The sequence below is a fragment of the Salinivibrio sp. YCSC6 genome (genome assembly GCF_004916735.1).
Classification (GTDB): domain Bacteria; phylum Pseudomonadota; class Gammaproteobacteria; order Enterobacterales; family Vibrionaceae; genus Salinivibrio; species Salinivibrio proteolyticus.
In genome coordinates, this window is the sequence record NZ_CP039516.1 from 1187572 (window position 1) to 1207606 (window position 20035).

20 protein-coding genes are annotated in these 20035 nt (G+C 48.9%); 15 read left to right on the top strand and 5 right to left on the bottom strand.

The annotated features are described in order from the left end of the window. Window positions 1–33: 33 nt before the first annotated feature. From E8E00_RS05480 to betA, 11 genes are all read left to right on the top strand, one after another. Complete coding sequence (locus E8E00_RS05480; RefSeq protein WP_096628770.1) at window positions 34–2112, top strand: M13 family metallopeptidase; 2079 nt, start codon at window positions 34–36, stop codon at window positions 2110–2112. An 84-nt stretch (window positions 2113–2196) separates the two neighbouring features. After that, a complete protein-coding gene (gene rimJ, locus E8E00_RS05485; protein ID WP_205907367.1) occupies window positions 2197–2742 on the top strand; it encodes a ribosomal protein S5-alanine N-acetyltransferase in 546 nt (181 codons plus the stop codon). A 57-nt stretch (window positions 2743–2799) separates the two neighbouring features. Continuing rightward, entirely contained in the window at window positions 2800–3015 is a 216-nt protein-coding gene (locus E8E00_RS05490; protein ID WP_069362674.1) for a DUF4177 domain-containing protein, read from the top strand. Continuing rightward, window positions 3015–3239 carry a membrane protein insertion efficiency factor YidD gene (gene yidD / locus E8E00_RS05495; RefSeq protein WP_069587062.1) on the top strand — a complete coding sequence of 75 codons (225 nt, stop codon included), beginning with the start codon at window positions 3015–3017 and terminating at the stop codon, window positions 3237–3239. The genes E8E00_RS05490 and yidD overlap by 1 nt, the downstream gene beginning before the upstream one ends. Next, on the top strand, window positions 3239–3631 hold the full coding sequence (locus tag E8E00_RS05500) for a hypothetical protein (RefSeq protein WP_096628766.1): 393 nt from the start codon (window positions 3239–3241) through the stop codon (window positions 3629–3631). The genes yidD and E8E00_RS05500 overlap by 1 nt, the downstream gene beginning before the upstream one ends. Window positions 3632–3739: 108 nt before the next feature. Next, window positions 3740–4267: a nucleotidyltransferase family protein gene (locus tag E8E00_RS05505; protein WP_069587123.1), complete on the top strand. Its 528-nt coding sequence runs from the start codon at window positions 3740–3742 to the stop codon at window positions 4265–4267. 88 nt (window positions 4268–4355) lie between these two features. Further along, window positions 4356–4775 carry a GNAT family N-acetyltransferase gene (locus tag E8E00_RS05510; protein ID WP_069587065.1) on the top strand — a complete coding sequence of 140 codons (420 nt, stop codon included), beginning with the start codon at window positions 4356–4358 and terminating at the stop codon, window positions 4773–4775. A gap of 191 nt (window positions 4776–4966) precedes the next feature. Beyond that, entirely contained in the window at window positions 4967–5812 is an 846-nt protein-coding gene (locus E8E00_RS05515) for a delta-class carbonic anhydrase (protein WP_096628764.1), read from the top strand. Between the two features lie 12 nt (window positions 5813–5824). After that, window positions 5825–6277, top strand: coding sequence for a GNAT family N-acetyltransferase (locus E8E00_RS05520; protein WP_096628762.1), 453 nt, complete (start codon window positions 5825–5827; stop codon window positions 6275–6277). A 192-nt stretch (window positions 6278–6469) separates the two neighbouring features. After that, window positions 6470–7210, top strand: coding sequence for a FadR/GntR family transcriptional regulator (locus tag E8E00_RS05525; RefSeq protein WP_096628760.1), 741 nt, complete (start codon window positions 6470–6472; stop codon window positions 7208–7210). Window positions 7211–7314: 104 nt separating this feature from the next. Beyond that, the gene (betA, locus tag E8E00_RS05530) at window positions 7315–9012 is read left to right on the top strand and encodes a choline dehydrogenase (protein WP_077641366.1); all 1698 of its coding nucleotides are present in this window, start codon (window positions 7315–7317) and stop codon (window positions 9010–9012) included. A 44-nt stretch (window positions 9013–9056) separates the two neighbouring features. Here betA and nrtS read toward each other — a convergent pair whose 3' ends face one another. The 4 genes from nrtS to E8E00_RS05550 are packed head-to-tail and all read right to left on the bottom strand — an operon-like array spanning window position 9057 to window position 14209. Further along, the gene (nrtS, locus tag E8E00_RS05535; protein ID WP_077641367.1) at window positions 9057–9305 is read right to left on the bottom strand and encodes a nitrate/nitrite transporter NrtS; all 249 of its coding nucleotides are present in this window, start codon (window positions 9303–9305) and stop codon (window positions 9057–9059) included. Further along, window positions 9305–10234 (bottom strand): HD-GYP domain-containing protein, encoded by a 930-nt coding sequence (locus E8E00_RS05540; RefSeq protein WP_096628757.1) that lies wholly within the window; start codon window positions 10232–10234, stop codon window positions 9305–9307. The genes nrtS and E8E00_RS05540 overlap by 1 nt, the downstream gene beginning before the upstream one ends. 43 nt (window positions 10235–10277) lie before the next feature. Next, window positions 10278–12236, bottom strand: coding sequence for an ATP-binding protein (locus tag E8E00_RS05545; RefSeq protein ID WP_136588367.1), 1959 nt, complete (start codon window positions 12234–12236; stop codon window positions 10278–10280). Then, window positions 12233–14209 carry an ATP-binding protein gene (locus E8E00_RS05550; RefSeq protein WP_096628754.1) on the bottom strand — a complete coding sequence of 659 codons (1977 nt, stop codon included), beginning with the start codon at window positions 14207–14209 and terminating at the stop codon, window positions 12233–12235. The genes E8E00_RS05545 and E8E00_RS05550 overlap by 4 nt, the downstream gene beginning before the upstream one ends. Before the next feature lie 126 nt (window positions 14210–14335). Here E8E00_RS05550 and E8E00_RS05555 point away from each other — a divergent pair, with 126 nt between their 5' ends. After that, window positions 14336–15316, top strand: coding sequence for an ABC transporter substrate-binding protein (locus E8E00_RS05555; protein WP_096628752.1), 981 nt, complete (start codon window positions 14336–14338; stop codon window positions 15314–15316). A gap of 134 nt (window positions 15317–15450) precedes the next feature. Here the strand turns inward: E8E00_RS05555 and E8E00_RS05560 are convergent, their stop codons facing one another. After that, window positions 15451–16995 carry a DUF3369 domain-containing protein gene (locus tag E8E00_RS05560; RefSeq protein WP_096628749.1) on the bottom strand — a complete coding sequence of 515 codons (1545 nt, stop codon included), beginning with the start codon at window positions 16993–16995 and terminating at the stop codon, window positions 15451–15453. Window positions 16996–17395: 400 nt separating this feature from the next. Between E8E00_RS05560 and E8E00_RS05565 the strand changes: the two genes are divergently transcribed. The 3 genes from E8E00_RS05565 (at window position 17396) to E8E00_RS05575 (ending at window position 19950) form a co-directional block, all read left to right on the top strand. After that, the gene (locus E8E00_RS05565; protein WP_096628747.1) at window positions 17396–19279 is read left to right on the top strand and encodes a methyl-accepting chemotaxis protein; all 1884 of its coding nucleotides are present in this window, start codon (window positions 17396–17398) and stop codon (window positions 19277–19279) included. A 123-nt stretch (window positions 19280–19402) separates the two neighbouring features. Further along, entirely contained in the window at window positions 19403–19636 is a 234-nt protein-coding gene (locus tag E8E00_RS05570) for a DUF3955 domain-containing protein (protein ID WP_069587075.1), read from the top strand. A gap of 23 nt (window positions 19637–19659) precedes the next feature. Further along, window positions 19660–19950: a YrhK family protein gene (locus E8E00_RS05575; protein ID WP_096628745.1), complete on the top strand. Its 291-nt coding sequence runs from the start codon at window positions 19660–19662 to the stop codon at window positions 19948–19950. Window positions 19951–20035 lie beyond the last annotated feature (85 nt).

Here is a 20035-nt window from a genome sequence, read left to right on the forward strand (position 1 = left end):
AAGGAAAGTGACTGATTCATATAGGAAAGGAAAATGATAAAAACACCGAAAAAACGTCTGTTACTGACGCGTGTCGCACTGAGTGTTGTACTTGGCATGGGGCTTAGCGTTTCATCAACTGCGGTGCAGGCGGCTGACGCTGCACAAGTTCAGGAGCAGCGAGCGTCTGGGCTCCATCTGCAAGATTTTGATCGATCGGTTCGTCCACAAGATGACTTGTTCCGTCACGTGAACGGCACGTGGTATGACCAAACCCAAATTCCCAGTGATATGTCCAGCTATGGTGCGTTCCGTATCTTGGCAGAAGAGAATGAAAAGCGTCTGAAAGGCATCATTGATGAGCTGGTGGCGCGTGATGATCTCAAGCCAGGCTCCAACGAGCAAAAGCTGCGTGATTTTTATCTTAGCTATATGGACCAAGACAAAATTGATGCCTTGGGGGTCACGCCAATCAAACCTGAGCTTGATCGTATTGCGGCGATTTCCTCGAAGCCTGCGTTGATTTATGCGATGGCCGATTTGCGACAAATTGGTGTTGGGATGCCGTTTAGTTTTTATGCGTGGGCCGATGCGAAAAACCCTGACTATAACGCTCTGTATCTGAGCCAAAGCGGGTTGGGCTTGCCGGATAGAGACTATTATTTCCGAGACACCGAGGACGCTGAGCGTATCCGCACCGCTTACAAACGCTATCTCGAAGACATGCTGCGCTTAGCGGGCTACGATCAGGTCAAACAACGCGCGGATAGAATTTATCAGCTGGAAAAAACACTGGCAGAGCACCATTGGACACGCGCTAAACGCCGTGACGCGCAAGCCACCTACAACAAAATGCCCATTGAGGCGCTCAACCAGTTGATGGGTGAGTTTGATTATGCCCGCTTTGCCAAACGCGCGGGTATCGACAAAGCCGATGAGGTTGTGGTGCGCATGCCGTCTTATTTTGAGGCGCTAGGGCAGGTGTTTGAGCAAACCAGCCTGCAAGCGTGGCAAGATTATCTAACCATTCGTACGCTCAATGCGTTTGCGCCGCGCCTAAATCATGAGTTGGTTGAACGTCAATTTGCGTTCTATTCCAAAACCCTTAACGGTATTCCTGAGCAGCGTGACCGCTGGAAGCGCGGCGTGCAAGCCACCGAAGGGGTATTGGGTGAAGCGCTTGGCCAAGAATATGTCGCCCGCTACTTCCCACCGCAAGCCAAAGCACGTATGGAAACCATGATTGATAACCTGCGTGCCGCGTTTAAAGACTCGATTGAATCATTAGCGTGGATGAGCGATGAAACCAAAGCGAAAGCATTGGATAAGCTGAGTAAATTCACGCCTAAAATCGGCTACCCAGAGCAATGGGAAGACTACAGCGCGCTGACCATCAACGCCGATGACTTGATTGGCAACAGCAAACGTGCCGCACGCTGGGGCTATCAAGATATGTTGTCGCGGATTGGTGCGCCGGTTGATCGCAAAGAGTGGGGCATGACCCCGCAAACGGTCAACGCTTATTACAGCCCAACCGCCAATGAGATTGTGTTCCCCGCCGGGATCTTACAGCCACCGTTTTTTGATATGAATGCGGATGACGCCGTGAACTATGGCGGTATCGGCGCGGTGATTGGTCATGAAATGGGACACGGTTTTGATGATCAGGGTTCGCGTTATGATGGTGATGGCAACCTATCCAATTGGTGGACGGATGAGGACCGGGCGCGCTTTGATGCACGCACCCAAAAGCTGGCTGAGCAATTTAGCCAGTTTGAGCCATTGCCGGGCTTGTTCATTGACGGCAAAGTGTCTTTGGGTGAGAACATTGGTGATTTAGTCGGCTTGACCACCGCCTTCCGCGCCTATCAAAAATCGTTGCACGGAGAACCGTCTCCAGTGATGGATGGGTATACCGGCGAGCAGCGATTCTTCCTCAGCTGGGGGCAGATTTGGAAAATGAAGATGCGTGAAGATGCCCTGCGTGAGCGTGTGTCGCTGGGTCCACATGCACCACCGCAATATCGCGTGCTTGGTGCGCCGCGTAATGTCCCTGCATTCTATGAAGCCTTTGATATTAAAGAAGGTGATGGCATGTATTTACCCGAAGATCAGCGGGTGAATATCTGGTAATCTCGGATGCCGCCGCAAGGGCGGCATTTTTTGCGATAGATGTTGGTACTGTCTGTCGCGCGAATCGATGCAAGGAGGCTCTAAGTGCTAAGCACGCCAAGGACGAGACTGGTTTTACTTCCCCCAAAGAAAGCCGACATGATGGCGCAGTTTTATCAACGAAATCGTGCTCACCTTTCCCCATGGGAGCCCATACGTCCTGCCGCATTTTATCGCGAAGACTATTGGCATAGCGCGCTGCAAGAAGCGAAAGACTTGTTTCAACAGCAGCAAGCCTTCAAGTTTGTGATTTTGCATCATGAACGGGACGATGTGATAGGGGTGTGCAATTTTACTAATGTCATTCACGGCGCCTTTAAAGCGTGCATGTTAGGTTATGCCGCTGACAAGCATTATCAAGGGCAGGGCTACATGCACGAAGCCATCCAAGCAGGCATCCGTTTTGTATTTGAGCAGGTTGGGTTGCACCGTGTGATGGCCAACTATATTCCGGACAACACGCGCAGTGAGCGGCTACTTACCAAGCTGGGGTTTGAGCGCGAGGGCTATGCTCGCCGTTACCTCAAGATCAATGGCCGCTGGCAAGATCATGTCCTCACCGCCAAACTCAATCCAGCCATGGAAGAGTGAGTCGTGGAATCGCCAGTCGGACATTCCGTTTTATCCATTTAACTGTCAGGAGAAAAAATGAGTCAGTTTACCGAGTACAAAGTCGTTCATATTGTTGAAGGTGGTTGCGGCACCTTATTGCTGGGCTCAAGTGGCTTGCCGTTGCAACGCCTCGAAGCCGAACTCAATCAATACGCGCAAGATGGCTGGCAGGTTGTTTTTCAAGTCATTGAAAAGAAAAGATACATGCTGTTTTGGCAGCGTGAGGCAGTGATTGTCACCCTAGGTCGCTAATGCTCAAGTATTTGTCGCTTACGTTGATCCATCGTTACCAAGCTAAAGGTGGATCAAAGAAACTGTTCAATATTGAGTGTAATTTCGAGCCGAGCTGCTCGGAGTACACGCGCCAAGCGATCGAAAGATACGGTGCACTCCGAGGCTGGCAACTCGGATTGGCGCGCATTCGCCGCTGTAATAATCCCAATGCGATTGAAAAAATTCACGACGAGGTGCCTTAATGCGTTTTACCCAACCGATCGAAGCGCTAGAGACGCAAGAAGAAGCACTGAGAAAGCAGGTGAATGGCTTGACCCAAAGCCAGAAAAAACGCTATTTTGCCGAGCAAGCCAGACAGCTCAAAGATCCCGATACCTATGCGGCGCTGAATTGGGCATTCCTTGGTGGCTTTCATCATCTTTACTTGCGAAGGTATGGGTTGTTTGTCGTAGAATGTGCATTATTGGTGATCGCCGTTATCGGCTTAGTGATGAGTCAGCCTTATTTTGCGTTCATTTTGGTTGGCTTAGTGCTATTTGAGTTACCACAGCTGTTTTTTGCCCAGAAAATTGCCAGGCAGTATAACTATCATGTATCACGCGAAATATTCGAACACGTCCGTCGTGGTGACTAATTCATGAAACGTCGTCGGATCCGTAAACGTCACCAGCACCATTTCTTTTTATGCCAGAAGACATATCGTCGCGCCTTAATTGATTTGATTGAGGCAGATCCTGTGAGGATGCGTGCGTTACGATGTGTTCAGTCCCTCAATTTACCCCAGTGCTATATCGCCGCCGGGTTTGTTCGCAACTTGGTCTGGGATGCATGCCATAAGTACCCGCCGAGTGCGCTCAATGATATTGATGTGATCTACTTTGATCCCTCAGACACCAGCATTGAGCGCGAGCAATACCTTGAAGCCTTGTTGCAAAAAACCATGCCTGAGATGACTTGGCAGGTGCGTAACCAAGCAAGAATGCATGAAAAGCATCAAGATCGGCCGTATGCGAGCACACTGGATGCGATGCGTTTTTGGCCCGAAAAGGAAACGGCCATTGCGGTTCGCCTCGATATGAATCAGCGCTGTGAAGTGATTGCCGCATTCGGTGTACAGTCTTTGTTTGAACTGAAACTCAGCCACAATCCCGCTCGCCCTTGGTCGATATTCCAGCAGCGAATTGATCACAAGCAATGGCTAACCCATTGGCCAAAGCTAACGGTAACAACCCAATGTTCGGTGGCAGCTAAGCCAATCAATGCGGAGTAAGAACCGATAAAGTGCGCATGGACACAGATTGTCCATGCCACCCAAGGCATACTCGTTTCTGTGTTAATCAGTATGGATACGTAAACACATGAAATATCGTATGGATGCTAACCCGAGTGATGATGATATTACTGCCATTCGCCAAGGGTTAAAGCAAAGTAATCACCCGTTTCTTGCCGGGATCCCAGAAGGGTCGTTAGCTGGTTATGCCTTTAATGATCATGATGAGCGAGTGGGTGGAATTATAGCCAACACCTGGGGACAATGGCTGTTGATTAAATACCTTTGGGTGGATGACGCCTTTCGTCAACGCCATGTTGGTAGTCATCTATTGAGCAATTTGGAAGAGTACGGCAAAGAGGTAGGTTGTAAGATGGCCTTTGTCGATACCTTTAGTTTTCAAGCTAAACCTTTCTATGAAAAACATGGCTATCAATGTCAGATGACGTTAGATGATTATCCCCTCAACCATTCTCTGCACTTTATGACTAAAAAGCTTGCGGACTGAGTCGAACATTGAGCGGGTTAAATTCTCATTCCGACAAGCAACTGACTGATTTGTCGTGATAAAACAGTGATAAAGATTCCAAAAAACGGGTCGCGTTGTGTGGTTTATCAACGGGCTACGGCTGAGATCAATATACTTGCGAGTAACAGGACTAGACTCGCAAGTTTTTGACTCACAGATAGAAAGGAATCATGAAGACATCACGTTCATTTTTAGCGGCCTCCCTCAGCGTGCTGCTTTCCACTTCCGTTTTCGCGACCGTCAGTAATGATGAAACATTACTCGCTAACCAGCATCAATCCCTTACTGAAGCGACGTTAGGTAAGGGCTTTGGTCCTCAGTCACCCCGCGATATTGATCAACTCTCAGGCACTAACCCACAACGGTTTCAGTATGCACCTGCCGCACCGCAGATGAATTTGTGCAATATTCATTTTCATAAAAACGCAGAGCATAAAGGCGGCGAATTTACGCGATATGCTGGGTTCGGGGACGGGCAGGGTTACCAATCCGGTTACCTTTATACGGGACAATTAACCGACGCTGAGCGCACGGCATATCACCAGCCTGTGTGTGCCAGTGAGCATCAAAGTGTGCAGGTTGGCGACACTTTGGAACTTCACTATGTGTATAGCACGGCGTCCGTCGCGCCGGGTCCGACGCTGGGTGCGTGCTTAAGTGATGCGACGGTGAATCCACAGTTGCGGGTTGAGGCACAAGTGCTTGTGGCGGTGAATGATGACAGTGCCGCTGATTTCACGCGCCTAACGGCGGTTAGTCAGCGCAAAGGGCGCTATCAAGCGATTCACCTGCCCGAAGATAGTGGTCAGGCGGTAAGCTATCTAGGCTCAACGACCGGCCCGGCCTACAACGAGAAAGGATCGCCGTACCAAGTAACGTGGCGGGTCCGCCCGAAGGTCAAAAAGGTCAACATCGCAAGTATTCAGCGCTGGTGTCAGGCAAACGTATTTGAAGAGCATCATGCGCACGGTGTACGTAATTTGGTGGTTCAGCCTGCGTTACTCTCCGAGCAATAAAAAGGAAACAGTATGTCAACGACGGCGTCCAATCGATTAACCATTCGTCGTATGCGGCCGGACGATACGGAGCCGGTTCTAGATATCTGGTTAAATGCCTCACTGCAGGCGCATGATTTCATTGATGAGGCGTTCTGGCATCAGCAACGTGATGCCATGCGTGCCTCTTACTTACCGATGGCTGAGGTGTGGGTAGGAGCCCATCAAGAGGTTATCCTTGGCTTTTATGCATTGCATGGTAATACGCTGGCGGCGATTTTTGTCGATCCTGCCCATCAGGGCGCCAGTGTGGGTAGTCAATTGCTCGATCATGCCAAACTGCAAAAGCCCACTATCGACCTCACGGTTTATCAGAAAAATACCGCCAGTTACGCGTTTTATCTACGTCACGGTTTTGTGGTTGATAGAGAGCAAACGGATCCACACACCGGAGAGCGTGAGTGGCGAATGGTTTACCAAAGTTAGTTGTCGTCTGCAGACAGTGAAAAAATCCCGCTTCGTTAAAACCAAGCGGGATTTTTATTTTTATCATATTTATCAATATAATACGTTGATTTTCTATTATGGGTAATGGTCGTGCCAAAGCGAGGCTAGCGAGATGATATTTGACTTTAATGGCAAAGAATTGTTAGTTTGGTCCTACCAAAAGAGAGGGTGATGATGAACATAACCACACAAAGCCTTTTTCATCCGGTGCAAATGGGCCGGGCCAGTGAAGATGTGGCATTACAAATTGAGTCAGCGATTCTGTCCGAGGCGCTAAAGCCGGGTGACAAACTACCCAGTGAGCGTGAGCTTCAGCAACAGTTCGGAACAGGGCGTGGTGTGGTGCGTGAGGCGATTCAGGCACTCAAGCAAAAAGGCTTGATTGAAATCCGCAAGGGTCAGAAAGGCGGTGCTGTCGTACGCCAAGTGGATGTTCATCATATCAGTGAATCACTGGCGCTGTTTCTCAAGCAAAGCCATATCAATGCAGAGAAAGTAGCGGAGTTTCGTGAAACGGTCGACCAAAGCTTGGTATTGCTTGCGATGAGTCGTGCGAGTAAGACGCAGAAAGTCACACTGCAAGAAACCGTCGAAGCTTTAGCGGCTGAAGCGGCGAGTGTGAGCCCAGATCTTGATCGACTAGGGGAGCTAGATCGGGCGCTAAACCTGCTGATTGCTGAAATGTCAGGCAACCCAATTTTTGAGTGGGTGATGCATGCGCTGCAACAAGGCTTTAGCTCGCACGATTATGCCCTTTATCAGGCGGCGGAGTATCGTCGCCAAACGGTGGAAAACTGGCAGCAGACCGTCCACCACATTGTTGCCGCAGAGCCTTTTAAGGCGCAGGCAACGATCAGCCACCACTATCGGTTGCTACAACAATGCATTGATGCACAAGCATCGAGCAAATAATAAAAAACACTTCAAAAAGGAAACCTCTAATTACATTCACCCATAACCGCGCCACCAAGATGGCGAACATGTCACTGTGCGCGGGAAGGAAAACTGGAGGTTTTATGGGACTGCAACAAAACTACGATTACATCATTATTGGCGCGGGTTCAGCAGGCTGTGTGTTGGCGAACCGTTTGAGCGCCAATCCAGATAACAAGGTGCTACTTCTTGAGGCGGGTCGTCCTGATTATCGACTTGATTTTCGCATTCATATGCCCGCCGCACTGACATACTTGCTGACTGATGGCACCTATAACTGGTTATATGAATCCGAGCCCGAGCCGAACATGCATAATCGCCGTATCGCGCAGCCTCGTGGCAAAGTGCTTGGCGGTTGCAGCAGCATTAATGGCATGATTTACATCCGTGGTAACGCCATGGACTATGAGAAGTGGGCCAACGAGCACGGATTGAAAAAGTGGGATTATGCCCATTGCCTGCCGTATTTCCGCAAGTGTGAAACACGTTTGCAGGGCCAAGATGATTACCACGGTAATAATGGTCCACTGGCTATCAGTACAGCCGATTGCGACAACCCTCTGTTTAGTGCCTTCTTTAATGCTACCCAGCAAGCGGGCTATCCATTAACCGACGATGTGAACGGTTATCAGCAAGAAGGCTTTGGCATTTTCGACCAAAATATCTATCGCGGTCGTCGCCACAGCGCTGCGCGAGCGTATCTTCACCCAGTGATGAATCGTAAAAACCTTACTGTGATCACCGGTGCGACAACCGATAAAGTGCTGTTTGAAGACAAAACGGCTATCGGTGTGGAATACCGCAAGTGGGGACGGAAGAAAACCGCCTATGGTGCCGAGATCATCAGTTGTGGTGGTGCAATCAACTCACCGAAGCTGTTGCAGCTATCGGGTATTGGCGATGAGACCATGTTGAAAAACTTGGGTATTAAGCCTGTTCACCATTTGCCGGGGGTGGGTGAAAACTTGCAAGACCACCTTGAGCTTTACGTACAGTATGAATGTAAAGAGCCGGTCAGCATGTATCCCGCGCTTAAGTTTCACAATCAACCGAAAATCGGTTTTGATTGGCTGTTCCGTCGTAAAGGTGCTGCCGCGACCAACCACTTTGAAGCGGGTGGCTTTGTACGCGGTAATGATGAGGTGGCGTATCCGAACTTGCAGTTCCACTTTTTACCTCTGGCAATTCGCTATGATGGTTCGGCCCCCAACAAAGGACATGGTTTCCAGTTGCATGTGGGGCCAATGAATACCGATGTGCGCGGTTACGTTAAAATTCGCAGCACCAATCCAGATGAGAAGCCAGAGATCTTCTTTAACTATCTCTCTACGCCACAAGAGCGTAAAGAGTGGGTAGAAGCGATTCGCGTATCGCGAGATATCATTGCGCAACCTGCGTTTGACCACCTTCGCGGTAAAGAGTTATCACCGGGCAGCGATGCGCAAACCGATGAAGAGATCCTCGACTTTGTGGCACGCGAAGGGGAAAGTGCTTACCACCCCAGCTGTACCTGCAAAATGGGCTTGGCGAGCGATGAAATGGCAGTCGTGGATGAATCTTTAAATGTGCATGGGGTGAAAAATCTACGTGTCGTCGATGCGTCTGTTTTCCCAGCGATTACCAATGGTAACCTGTACGCGCCGACGATCATGGTGGCTGAAAAGGCGGCAGATATGATTATGGGGCATACGCTCGCACCCGCGAAAGACGCTGAGTATTACCGTTATGTGCCAGAAACTGGATCTCAGTCGGTAGAAAAAGCGACGGCTGACGTGGCGTAATCGGCCGCTATTTTCGGATGAAAGCCAGCAGAATGCTGGCTTTTTTATGGGGCGTTGTCCGTGTTATCTGAAGGGCTTGTTGACTGGTTGAGTTGGTACTTTGCCGCGCTATAGCTTGCCACGCTGTAGGGAACGAGATAGTTGAGTAGGGCATGGCCGATACTAAATGAGCCATCGGCCCACAGCGCATCGCCTTGATTGATAATGTTGAGTATTGTCCCCACCACTAAAGCTATTTTGATCGCGTTAATGACCAAGCTTCGCTCTACGAGTATGCGAATGAGCGGTCGCATCAGGTGTCCAGATCAAGATGACGTTCATTCGCCCGAGCAAGTAGCGCTTGGGTGGGGATTGTATCGATGGTTTCTTGGATCACCCGACGAATTAATGCCGTATCAGGCTTGCGACGCTGTTTAGCCGGTGAGAGTTGAACCCCGGTGGGTGCGAGGGTGTAAGTGCCCTCAGCCTTCACCAGCTTCGCTTGTTGCAAACAAACGGGGCAGTGGAGGAGGTGTCCTGATTTATCAGAGCGATACCGTGTAATGGTCGGGCCGCATGTGGGGCAATGATATAAGGGGATCCCTTCGTCGGTGTGCGCAATGATCGAATCCAGTTTACCGGCCTTGGCTAACGCGACGAAGCGCGCGCCCAGCTTTTCATCGAACTGCGTGCCGAGGTTCTCTTCAATAATGGCAATGGCTTTTTCTTTTGGCATGGCATTGCGGTAGGGGCGTTGACTGGTCATTGCATCAAACGCATCACAAATGGCAATCACCTTGGCATCCGCTGGGATAAGGTGGTCGTGAAGTTGATTGGGGTAACCTTTACCATCAATGCGCTCATGGTGAAGTCCAACGGCATTACTGACGATAGTAGCGAGTGGGTGGCCTTCAAGGATATACAAGCCTTCATTGGGATGGTTCTGGATCACAGCGAACTCGTCATCGGTGAGTTGAGCTGTCTTGCGCAAGATCTCATCGGGCACACTGACTTTACCTAAGTCGTGTAAAAAGCCTCCAAGTGCCACCGCAGCGCGATCTTCCTCTGACCAGCCTTCCTCCTCCGCCAGTGTGTAAGCAAAACGCGATACTCGCCAAAGGTGCCCACCGGTATACGGGTCTTTCGATTCCACGCTCCACGCCAAAGTGAGCAGACTTTGAAATAAGCGCTGTGCGTGCTTATCGCTCGGTGCGGCGGCCAGCCACTGACGTAACCATTTCATCACGCGTACCTTTATTAAGCAGATGTAGAGAATAAGACCAGGTTTATCGTGAAACGCTTTCACTTTCCGATGGGGCGGATACTTGTAAGAACTTCGGTAACGTGAGCACCACCATCACGCCTTGGTTGATATCTGAGTCAAAACTTAGTTTGCCTTGAAGCTTTTGTCTAACCAGATTAAACACTAAGTTGAGGCCAAGCCCCGAGCCTCCTTTGCCTCGCTTACTGGTGTAAAAAGGCTCAAAAATTCGCTGATGCAGTTCAGGTGGTACACCCACACCATTATCGGTGTATACGACTTGTACTTCATCGCCTAAATCACTGACTTTGATGTTTATTTCTGGATTTTCGATATTCTCAAATGCGTGCCGCACGCTGTTCATTACCAAGTTTGAGACGACTTGGGTCAGTACTCCGGGTAAGCTACTCATTTCTAGGTTGGCATCACCTTCAATCATGGGGACGACGGGCACTTTTTTGGTTTCAGGGCGTAAACTCCCCATAAGCGCGTCTAGCGCTTGCACGACGCGAAACTGACTGCGGCTTTCTGATACTTGATCGACGGCCGTTTGTTTGAAATCACGAATCAAGCGGGCGGCACGATTGAGGTTGTTTTCCAGCATGTTGGAGCCATCGACGATCTGCTTCATCACCGCTTCAAATTGTTGACTGGTGAGGGATTGGTCCGCGAAGGCATGATTGAGTGTGGCTACTGCTTCTTTGATCACCGAGTTAGCGGTGACTGCGATCCCCAGTGGCGTGTTTACTTCATGCGCAACACCGGCGACGAGACTTCCCAAAGCAGCCAGCTTTTCTGATTCTACTAACTGGTTCTGTGCCGCTTTTAGATTCTCCATACTTTGCTCCAAATCTTGAGTCCGTTCATTGACGGTTTTCTCCAAGTTCTGGTTCAGTAATTGCAACTCAAGCTGAGTTTGTTTTAGTTCGGTGATATCAATCGCCGTGCCGCGAAAGCCGACAAACCCTTCATCGCTGAAGTGAGCAATGCCCTGAAAAACAAAGTAATGAGGACGCTTGTTCAATAGTACTTGCTCTTCACACATGGTGAAGTTTTCGTAGTCTGCAAGATGATCAAGTAACGAGTGGCAGTTCGCGAGTAAAGGCAGATCGCGGATTTTGGGCGTATTGTGTATATCAATATCAAGCGCAGTCAGCATGGCATCTGAGCAAAACGTGAGACGCTGTGCGGCATCGGTTTCCCACAACCAATCTGATGACGCGCTGGTAAAGTCCGCAAGACGCTCCTGCTCCAAAATAATATTTTGGTATAGGTTAGCCATACGAAGGGTAATTTTGTTGGTCTCTTCGGCAAGCCAGTCAAGTTCGTCATCTTTTTCCATGATGAACTTGCGGTGCTTAAGTTCCAGCGGCTGATGAATGGGGGCTAACGGATCAAAATGGCGTAAGTGTTTGGCAATTGAAAAGACCCGCTGGCTGACACTTTGATGAAATACCCACAAAATTAAAGAACACACAATCAGCGTTTTTATGCCGTTGAGTAGTAGCGTGATCACGAACTGACGTAACAAAATATCGTAGATTTTTTGAGCGTCTGACTCGACAAATAGGGTTCCTAACTCAATGCGGCGCCCTGTATCTGGATGAAAGTAAATCAGTTCGGTGCTACTCATCACACTGTTCTGGCTAATAGGCTGACCCGCATCAAGGACGACACCATCGAACTCAATTGACAAATAGTCAATATAAGGCAAGTTCACGAGCCCATCGAGGCGATTCTGTGCACTCACCAAGTCAAAAACCCACAGGGAGGAGGCAATCAAATCGGCATGCACGTTTTCAATTTCGTAGTGGCGACGATCGACGTTATCGAACGCTTCTTCATAGTCCCATGAGAGCTGCAGAAGGGTCGTCATGATGGTAAAAAAGCTACTCAAAAACACCATCAATAAGATGATCCGCCGTCCGACAATGCTGAACAGCGGATGATTAATGCCTTCCTCAAACTTCTGCAGTTGACTCATTGCTTCCCTATCGTATGCTGATCATCTTCGCGTTGTTGTTGCGAAGTGATATTGGCGAGGTTCAACGGAATTAAAAACATAAACTTGGCGCCTTCGCCGGGCGTCGATTCAAACTGTAACTCGCCTTGTAGCTTTTGTTTGACCAAGTTAAAAACCAAATTGAGTCCGAGCCCTGAGCCTCCACGTCCGCGTTTGCTGGTATAAAAGGGCTCAAAAATACGTTGATGCAGCTCTTTGGGAACACCGCAGCCGTTATCTTGGTAGCACAGATAGAGATGCTCATCTTGGCGCTCAAACTCAATCAGAATTTGTGGCGTGTCGGTATCGTCGAAGGCATGATTGATGCTGTTCATCACCAAATTAGAAATGACCTGAGTGAGCACGCCGGGAAGGCTGTGCATGATAATTTTTTCCTCACCTTTCACTATTGGCTCGACAGGGATTTTACGCGTTTCAGGATGTAAGCTGGCAATGAGCGCATCGATGGTTCTTTTCACGTCAAATTCGGTATGTGCTTCTGAAACTTGGTCGACAGCGGTTTGCTTGAAGTCGCGAATTAAATGAGACGCGCGATTAAGGTTGTGTTCGAGCATGCTGATGCTGTCATCCACCTGCTTCATCAGTGAGGCAAACTGAGTGCTCGTCAGTGTCTGTTCCTTGAAGGCCTCGTTGAGCGTCGTGGTGATCTCTTTCACCACCGAGGAGGCGGTGACTGCAATGCCTAGCGGGGTATTCACTTCGTGCGCAACGCCAGCCACCAAGCTCCCTAGTGCGGCTAACTTCTCGGACTCCACCAATTGATCCTGCGCGGCCTTTAGTCGCTCCATGCTTTCTTGTAGCTCGCGGGTGCGTTCATCGACCGTGACTTCGAGGTTCTGGTTTAACGTTTCGAGCTCAAATTGGGTCTTTTTGAGCTCCGTAATATCGATACCAGTACCGCGGAACCCACGAAACCCATCAACACCATAGTGGGCGAGTGCCTGAAAGACGAAATAGCGGGTGTCTTCATCAATTTGGATGATTTCCTCACACATCGCAAAATCTTGCTGACGCTGCAAATTACCAATGAACTGGTTACAACCAATGGTGGTGAGCACGTCATGCAAATAGGGAAAGTGTTTAGCATCGATACCCAAAGCGTGACGCATCGGGTCAGAACAAAAAGTGAGTTTGAGGTCGGCATCGGTTTCCCACAACCAATCCGAGGACACATGGGTGAAATCAGAAAGGCGCTCTCGCTCTAGCATGATGTTGCGATACAGCGTTGACATGTTGTCGGTAATTTTATTGGTTTCCGCGGCAAGCCAGTCCAGCTCGTCTTCCTTTTCCATGATGTATTTCTTTCTCGGAAGCTCAAGTTTCTTCTGCCCGGGATCTAACGGGTTATAACCGCGCAAGAATTGCGCGACATGAAACACACGCTGACTCACGGTGTGGTGAAAGACCAGTAGAATCAGATAACACACCAGCAAGGTCTTAATCGCGTTGAGCAACAGCGTGAGGAAGAATTGCTGAATCAGGTGGGCATAAATCGTGTTTGTGTCGGATTCCACATAAATCGTCCCGATACGCTGCGTGCGTCCTGTATCTGGGTCGTCATATTCCAGCGGATATTCATTGACAAGTTTGCTCACTTCAACCGGTGAGCCCGCTTCGAATAAATAGTTCTCTGAGCGTACGGAAAGGTAGTTCACATGGGGTAAATTAACCAGCCCATCTAAACGCTCTTGCACACTACTCAGATCATAAATCCACAGTGAACTCGCCAATAAATCGGCATGAATATTTTCGATTTCGTAATGACGACTTTCGACATTATCGAATGCTTCGTCATAGTCCCAATAGGTTTGTAAAAGCGTGGTAAAAACAGTGAAAAAGCCGCTGAGCAAAATCATGATCAGCAAAATTCGACGGCCCACGAGGCTGAAGAAGGGATTGCGGATACTTTCATCGAATTTATGGCTTTTGCTCATACGTCTACGATCATCGATGGTGACAGAATCAAATTTAAGTGTAGATGAAAAAAACTGTTCGCAATGGTAAGGGGGTCAGTCTTGGCTCGCCTACACTAAAAAAGTCAGATTATTGAGGAGAGCATCATGCACTTGTTGATTAAAGCACTCACCAGCTTGTTGCTGTGCGCCACCGCTCCTGTATGGGCGTCTAACGTGATGCTGATTGAAAGCTATCACTACGGCTATGATTGGGATAAAAGCTATATCGCCGGTCTAGAAAGGACATTGGGCAGTGATTACACGCTATCGCGGTTTGAAATGGATACCAAGCGACTGCCGCCCAGTGAGTTTGAAAAGCAGGCGGATAAAGCCTTTGCTGCATACCAAGCAACTAAGCCTGAGATCGTGGTGCTTGGTGATGACAATGCGCTGAAATACATGTTGCCACGGCTCTATGACGAGCCTATCTCGATTGTATTTTTAGGGATTAACTCGAACCCTCGTCATTTGCTTGCCAAATATGAGGGGCAGGCAAAAGTCACGGGGGTGCTGGAGTTGCCGTTATTTGTGCGGAATATGCGCGAAATCAGCATGCTATTGGGAAAGAAAAACATCAAAGTAAAAGTGATGTTCGACTCGGGGGTGACGTCCGAAATTGCTGCCGAGTATATATTGCGTCAATACGAGCAAATTCGACGAAGCTTGGGTATTGAAATCAATATTGTTAATGCCGTGACCTTTCAAGGCTGGCAACGAGAAATCGCCGCCGCAAAACCCAGTGGCTTTGATGCGGTGATTGTCGGTTTATATCAAACCTTGGTGGACAGTGAAGGAAACAATGTTGATGCGAATCAGGTGCTCAGTTGGACCAATCAACATGTGGAGGTGCCGACCTTTGGCTTTTGGGACTTTTCCGTCGGTAAAGGGAAGACCGCTGGTGGCGTCGTGCTATTCGGTGAGTCACAAGGCCAACATGCCGCCGAGCTCGTCAAACAAATTAATGCTGGCGCTGATGCAAGCACGATACCGATTCAAATTGGTCGCCAAGGACGTGCGATCTATAGTGCCAGTGAAATGGAACGCTGGTCGTTGACGCCTTCTTCACGGTGGCAAAACATTGATTGATGGCGTGAGGATGAAAGCCTAAGTGCTGACGATGCCGTTCGTCAGCACATTTTGGGATAAGCAATCGCTTTGGATAACACGCACAAAAAACGCGCTCAAACGGCGCGTTTTGATTGTTGGGTAAAAGCACACGATTAGTCTGGGTGCGCTTCGCGGATTGCAATAAAGTCGTCCCAATTATCGATCAGCAAGTCGACCAGTTTGGGCTCAAAATGTTTGCCGCGCTGTGCGATAAGCTCTTTACGAATATCGTCATCAGTCCACGCATCTTTATAGGAGCGTTTTGACCCGAGTGCATCAAACACGTCGGCCAATGCAGAAATCCGTCCACTGACAGGGATGTTTTCCCCTGCCAATTTATTGGGATAACCACTGCCATCCCATTTTTCATGGTGAGTCGCGGCGATTTCTTTGGCAACCAAAATTAAACGGCGTTTGGAATGGCTTAGAATTTCAACACCATATTCCACGTGTTTTTGCATGATCTCCCACTCGTCAGCATCGAGCTTGCCCGGTTTGTGCAAAATGGCATCTGGGATAGCCACTTTGCCCACATCATGCAGAGGTGAGCCGTGTTTAATCATGGTGGCCTCTTGTTCACTTAGGCCGTACAGCTCAGCGAGACGTTCACAGAATAAAGACACCCGCTGAACATGCGCCCCCGTTTCTTTACTCCGCGCCTCCACCGCATTGGCAAGGTTGTAAACCAGTTCTTTGGAGGTTTCACGTAAATCCACCATCAAACTGAGGTTCTCGAACGTGAGCCCAATGTTTTGCATATATATTTTCAGCAAATGTTGGTCGAGCTCGGAGAGTGTTTTCGCGTGATTCACGTACAGGAGAAATTCAACATCCTCCTCGTCACGATGGAACAGCACAAACCCATCATCAAATTGGATGCTTTGTTGTTTGTTCAGGGCTTGTTGGCAACGCTCTGAAACTGTTTTAGGCAACTTCTCAAACGCACATTCACTGTAGCAATCGACGTATTCCCCTATCGCGGCGAGGGTCAGCGCGCGTGACTCTTCTGCGCCAGGGCGAGGTTGTACCACGCAGTAAAAGGCTGAGTCATGAATGTGTAGCAATGAGGTAAGTTGCTCCAACACCGCGGTCGCATAGTGTTGGAGGTTAGTAGTGTTTTGGACGTTGGCCGACGCCTCAATCACCCGCTTTAATCCTTGTTTTTGCTCCTCAATCATGCACAAATCGCGATAAGAGCGCAGCATAGAGTAGAGTAAGGTTTTTAGCTTTTGGGTGGTGAGTTCAGTTTTTTCTTTGTAATCGTCAATATCGTATTCGCGGATGACTCTGTCTTCGGGGGCTTGTCCCGCTTGGCCAGTCCGCAATACTAACCGGATCACGTGATCATTTTTCTCATCGCGGATATATCGCACCAGATCTAAACCAGCGTGCTCGGTTTCCATCACCACATCCACAAGTGCCAGGGCGATACCTTCCTCTTTTGCGAGAATGTCTTTTGCTTCTTGCCCTGATAATGCCGATAAAATCTCGAGCGGGCGATCTTGAAACGTAAACCCTGTTAACGCCAAGCGCGTCACCTCGTGCATCAAGTCATCATCATCCACCAACAGAATACGCCAAGGCTCGTGGGTGGAAGCCTGATTCGTTTCTGGTGGGGATGGAGATGCGTTGTCACGCTGATCCGCAAACAAGTCCATGATCTTCGCCTCTATTCGCGTACTTCTCAATTAACTAAAGCGTAGTTGAGCAAAATAAAAGTTGCGAGTTGGGATAACTCACTCAATGAGAATCATATTGCTGCATTAGTGCAGTTTGTTTCGATACCTCATTAGAGATCACTGATCTAGCACATAACAGCTCTGTTTGTCTTTGATAGTCTGGAAGACGCACCCGCTTATCGGATGTAGTCGATTGCACAAGTTTGGCGGTTTGGCGGACAAAACAGCGCCGTCATTCAACGTGTTGCGTAACGCATCAGTAAGATTGTTGTGATGCGTATACCATTTGACAATAAGCGGTTTTGCGGGTTTTTGTGATCACTGTTTTACTGACTAGACAACAATCACAATCAGACTTTGATAAACAAACAAGGCAGTTATGTTTAAAAAACTTTCATTAAAAAATAAGCTTGCGCTATCGGCGAGTGTCGCCATCATCATTGGTGGTTTATTAGTTGAGGCACTCTCATTTCGGGCGTCACTATCACGGCTTGATACCGAGGTATCGCAACGTCTCGAAAGCACGACGGCCTCATATAACCAGTATGTGGCTGATTGGATCGTGTCGAAAGAACGTGCGATGACGTCGCTAAGTAGTGAAGCCAACCTTAATAGCATTGTGACGCACTTAAAACAGGTTCGCGATTCGGGTGGGTTTGACAATGTGTTCCTTGCTTACCCCGATGGTAGCCAAGACAACGCGAACGGTGTGGTCCTCCCACCCGGTAATGATGATCCACGCAAATGGGGTTGGTACATCAATGCCAAAGCGGATCCGTCCAGTGTATTTATGGATAACCCTACGGTAGCCGCAGCGACGGGCGCCAATGTGGTCTCTTTAGGTAAAGCCTTGCAACTGGGTGGCGACATGGTGGTGCTGGGTGCTGACGTTGAAATTGGCGACATCATTGAGGGGCTTGAGAAGGTTATCCTACCTGGGCGCGGTTATATGTTTATTGCCAATGGCGATGGCAACATCTTTACCCATGCCAATACGGATCTTCTTAACCAACCCGTCAGCGATTTAGGCCTATCGTTAAGTACGGTAAAAAATGCCGCTAATTCGGGCCAAGATCTCATGGCAGAGGTGAACGGTGAGCAAAGTGTGGTGTATGCCAAACCGATTGCCGATACAGGGTTAATGACGGTCACAGTGATCAATTATGACTCGCTGGTAGCGCCTTTGTTCGATGCGGTGTGGGGACAAATTGCCGTGACCATCGGGGTGGTGATTGCGTGTACTTTGTTGTTTAACCTGTTGGTTAACGTCCTATTTAAACCGCTGACCAATGTGTCAAATGCACTTGAGCAAATTGCGCATGGTAGCGGTGATTTGACCCAGCGGATTGAAGTAGAGAGTGAAGATGAGGTCGGGCAGTTGGCGCACAATTTCAATACCTTCGTCGGAAGTATGCACCAACTCATCAGCCATATTCGAGAGCAGGCCGGTCAGCTGACATCGCAATCGAAAAGTAGTACCGATCGTGCACAACGCAATGTGGATGATATTAATCAGCAACAACAAGAAATTACCATGGTGGCGACGGCCGTGACAGAACTGGCCTCGGCGACGCAGGAAATTGCCTCGCATGCTGAGCACACCGCAAGCACAGCACAAGATTCAACCGCAAGCACCAATAATGGCCGGGCGGTGGTGGAGAACACCAAGACGTCAATTACGCGCTTGGCCGATGAGTTGAAGCAGGCCAGTACCATCGTGGCGGAGTTGGATAGTCACTCCCAAGAAATCTCGACCGTATTGTCGACCATTCAAGATATTGCTGAGCAAACCAATTTGTTGGCGCTGAATGCGGCGATTGAGGCGGCGCGTGCAGGCGAACAGGGCCGTGGTTTTGCGGTAGTTGCCGATGAAGTGCGCATCTTGTCTCAGCGCACCCATGCATCGACAGAAGAAATTAAGTCTACGATTGATACCTTGCAAACCACCACAGCCAATGCCGTTTCTATTATGGAAAGTAGTTCATCACTGGCGGGTGATTCAGTCGCGGACGCTGATAAAGCCACTGCGGCATTGAGTGAGATTGACGCGGCGGTTAACCAAATTAGCGATATGGCGACTCAAATTGCAACGGCTGCTGAAGAACAAACCCATGTGACTAGCGAGATCACGCAAAATATTACCTCAATTAAAGATGTGTCTGAGCACCTTGTTCATAGTGCGAACGATGCGTCTGAAGAGGCGGATGGGTTGCGTATTCAAGCGGCGAACCTTAGCGAAAAAGTGGCAACCTACAAACTTTAAACGCTCATCTGGCTACCCTGATGTTAAGGGTAGCCAGATTTTTTGAAAAAAATGAAGATAAAACTGAACTTTATTCAGTGAGCTTGGTCACACTAAGCACTGAAGCAACAACAAAAAGGTTTTATGCTAACCCTATTACGAAATTTTCGTACCTCATTTATCTTCTTTCTGCTTGGCATTGGATGCCTCTTAGCGTTCAATTTATCCACTCCGAACATTGCTGCCAACGGCACGCTGCAAGAACCCTTTGCGTTTATCCCTCTTGCATGGTTATTCCTCGCGGTGAGCGCGGTGATTTTTGCGTTTAAAATGGTACAAACGGTATTGATCGTTAAACGCCAACACCTTGATTGCTGATACCAAGGTCCAGAGGAGGCAACATGATTGAACGTCACGGCCGAGAACTGGATATTGATATCGGTAATAAACATTTGGTGATTCAACGTCGTTATGAGGCATGTGGGGCCTTTAACGACCTTCTAATCGCGATTTGGTTTTTGATTGGTAGTTTTTTCTTCCTAAACGATGCGTTGATAGAAAGCGGTACCTGGCTTTTCATTGTTGGGAGCGCACAGCTGCTGTTAAAACCGAGTATCAAGTTGATGAGTTTGGTCCATGTCTCGCGGGTTCAAAACCGAGCGCCTAGGACTTCATCGCCAGATCAAGAGTAGTCAGATTTAGCGGTATCATTGGGCTCACTCTCCCTCCTGTTGCAAACTGCAATACGCTACCCTGCGCCGTTCGTGGCAAGAGATA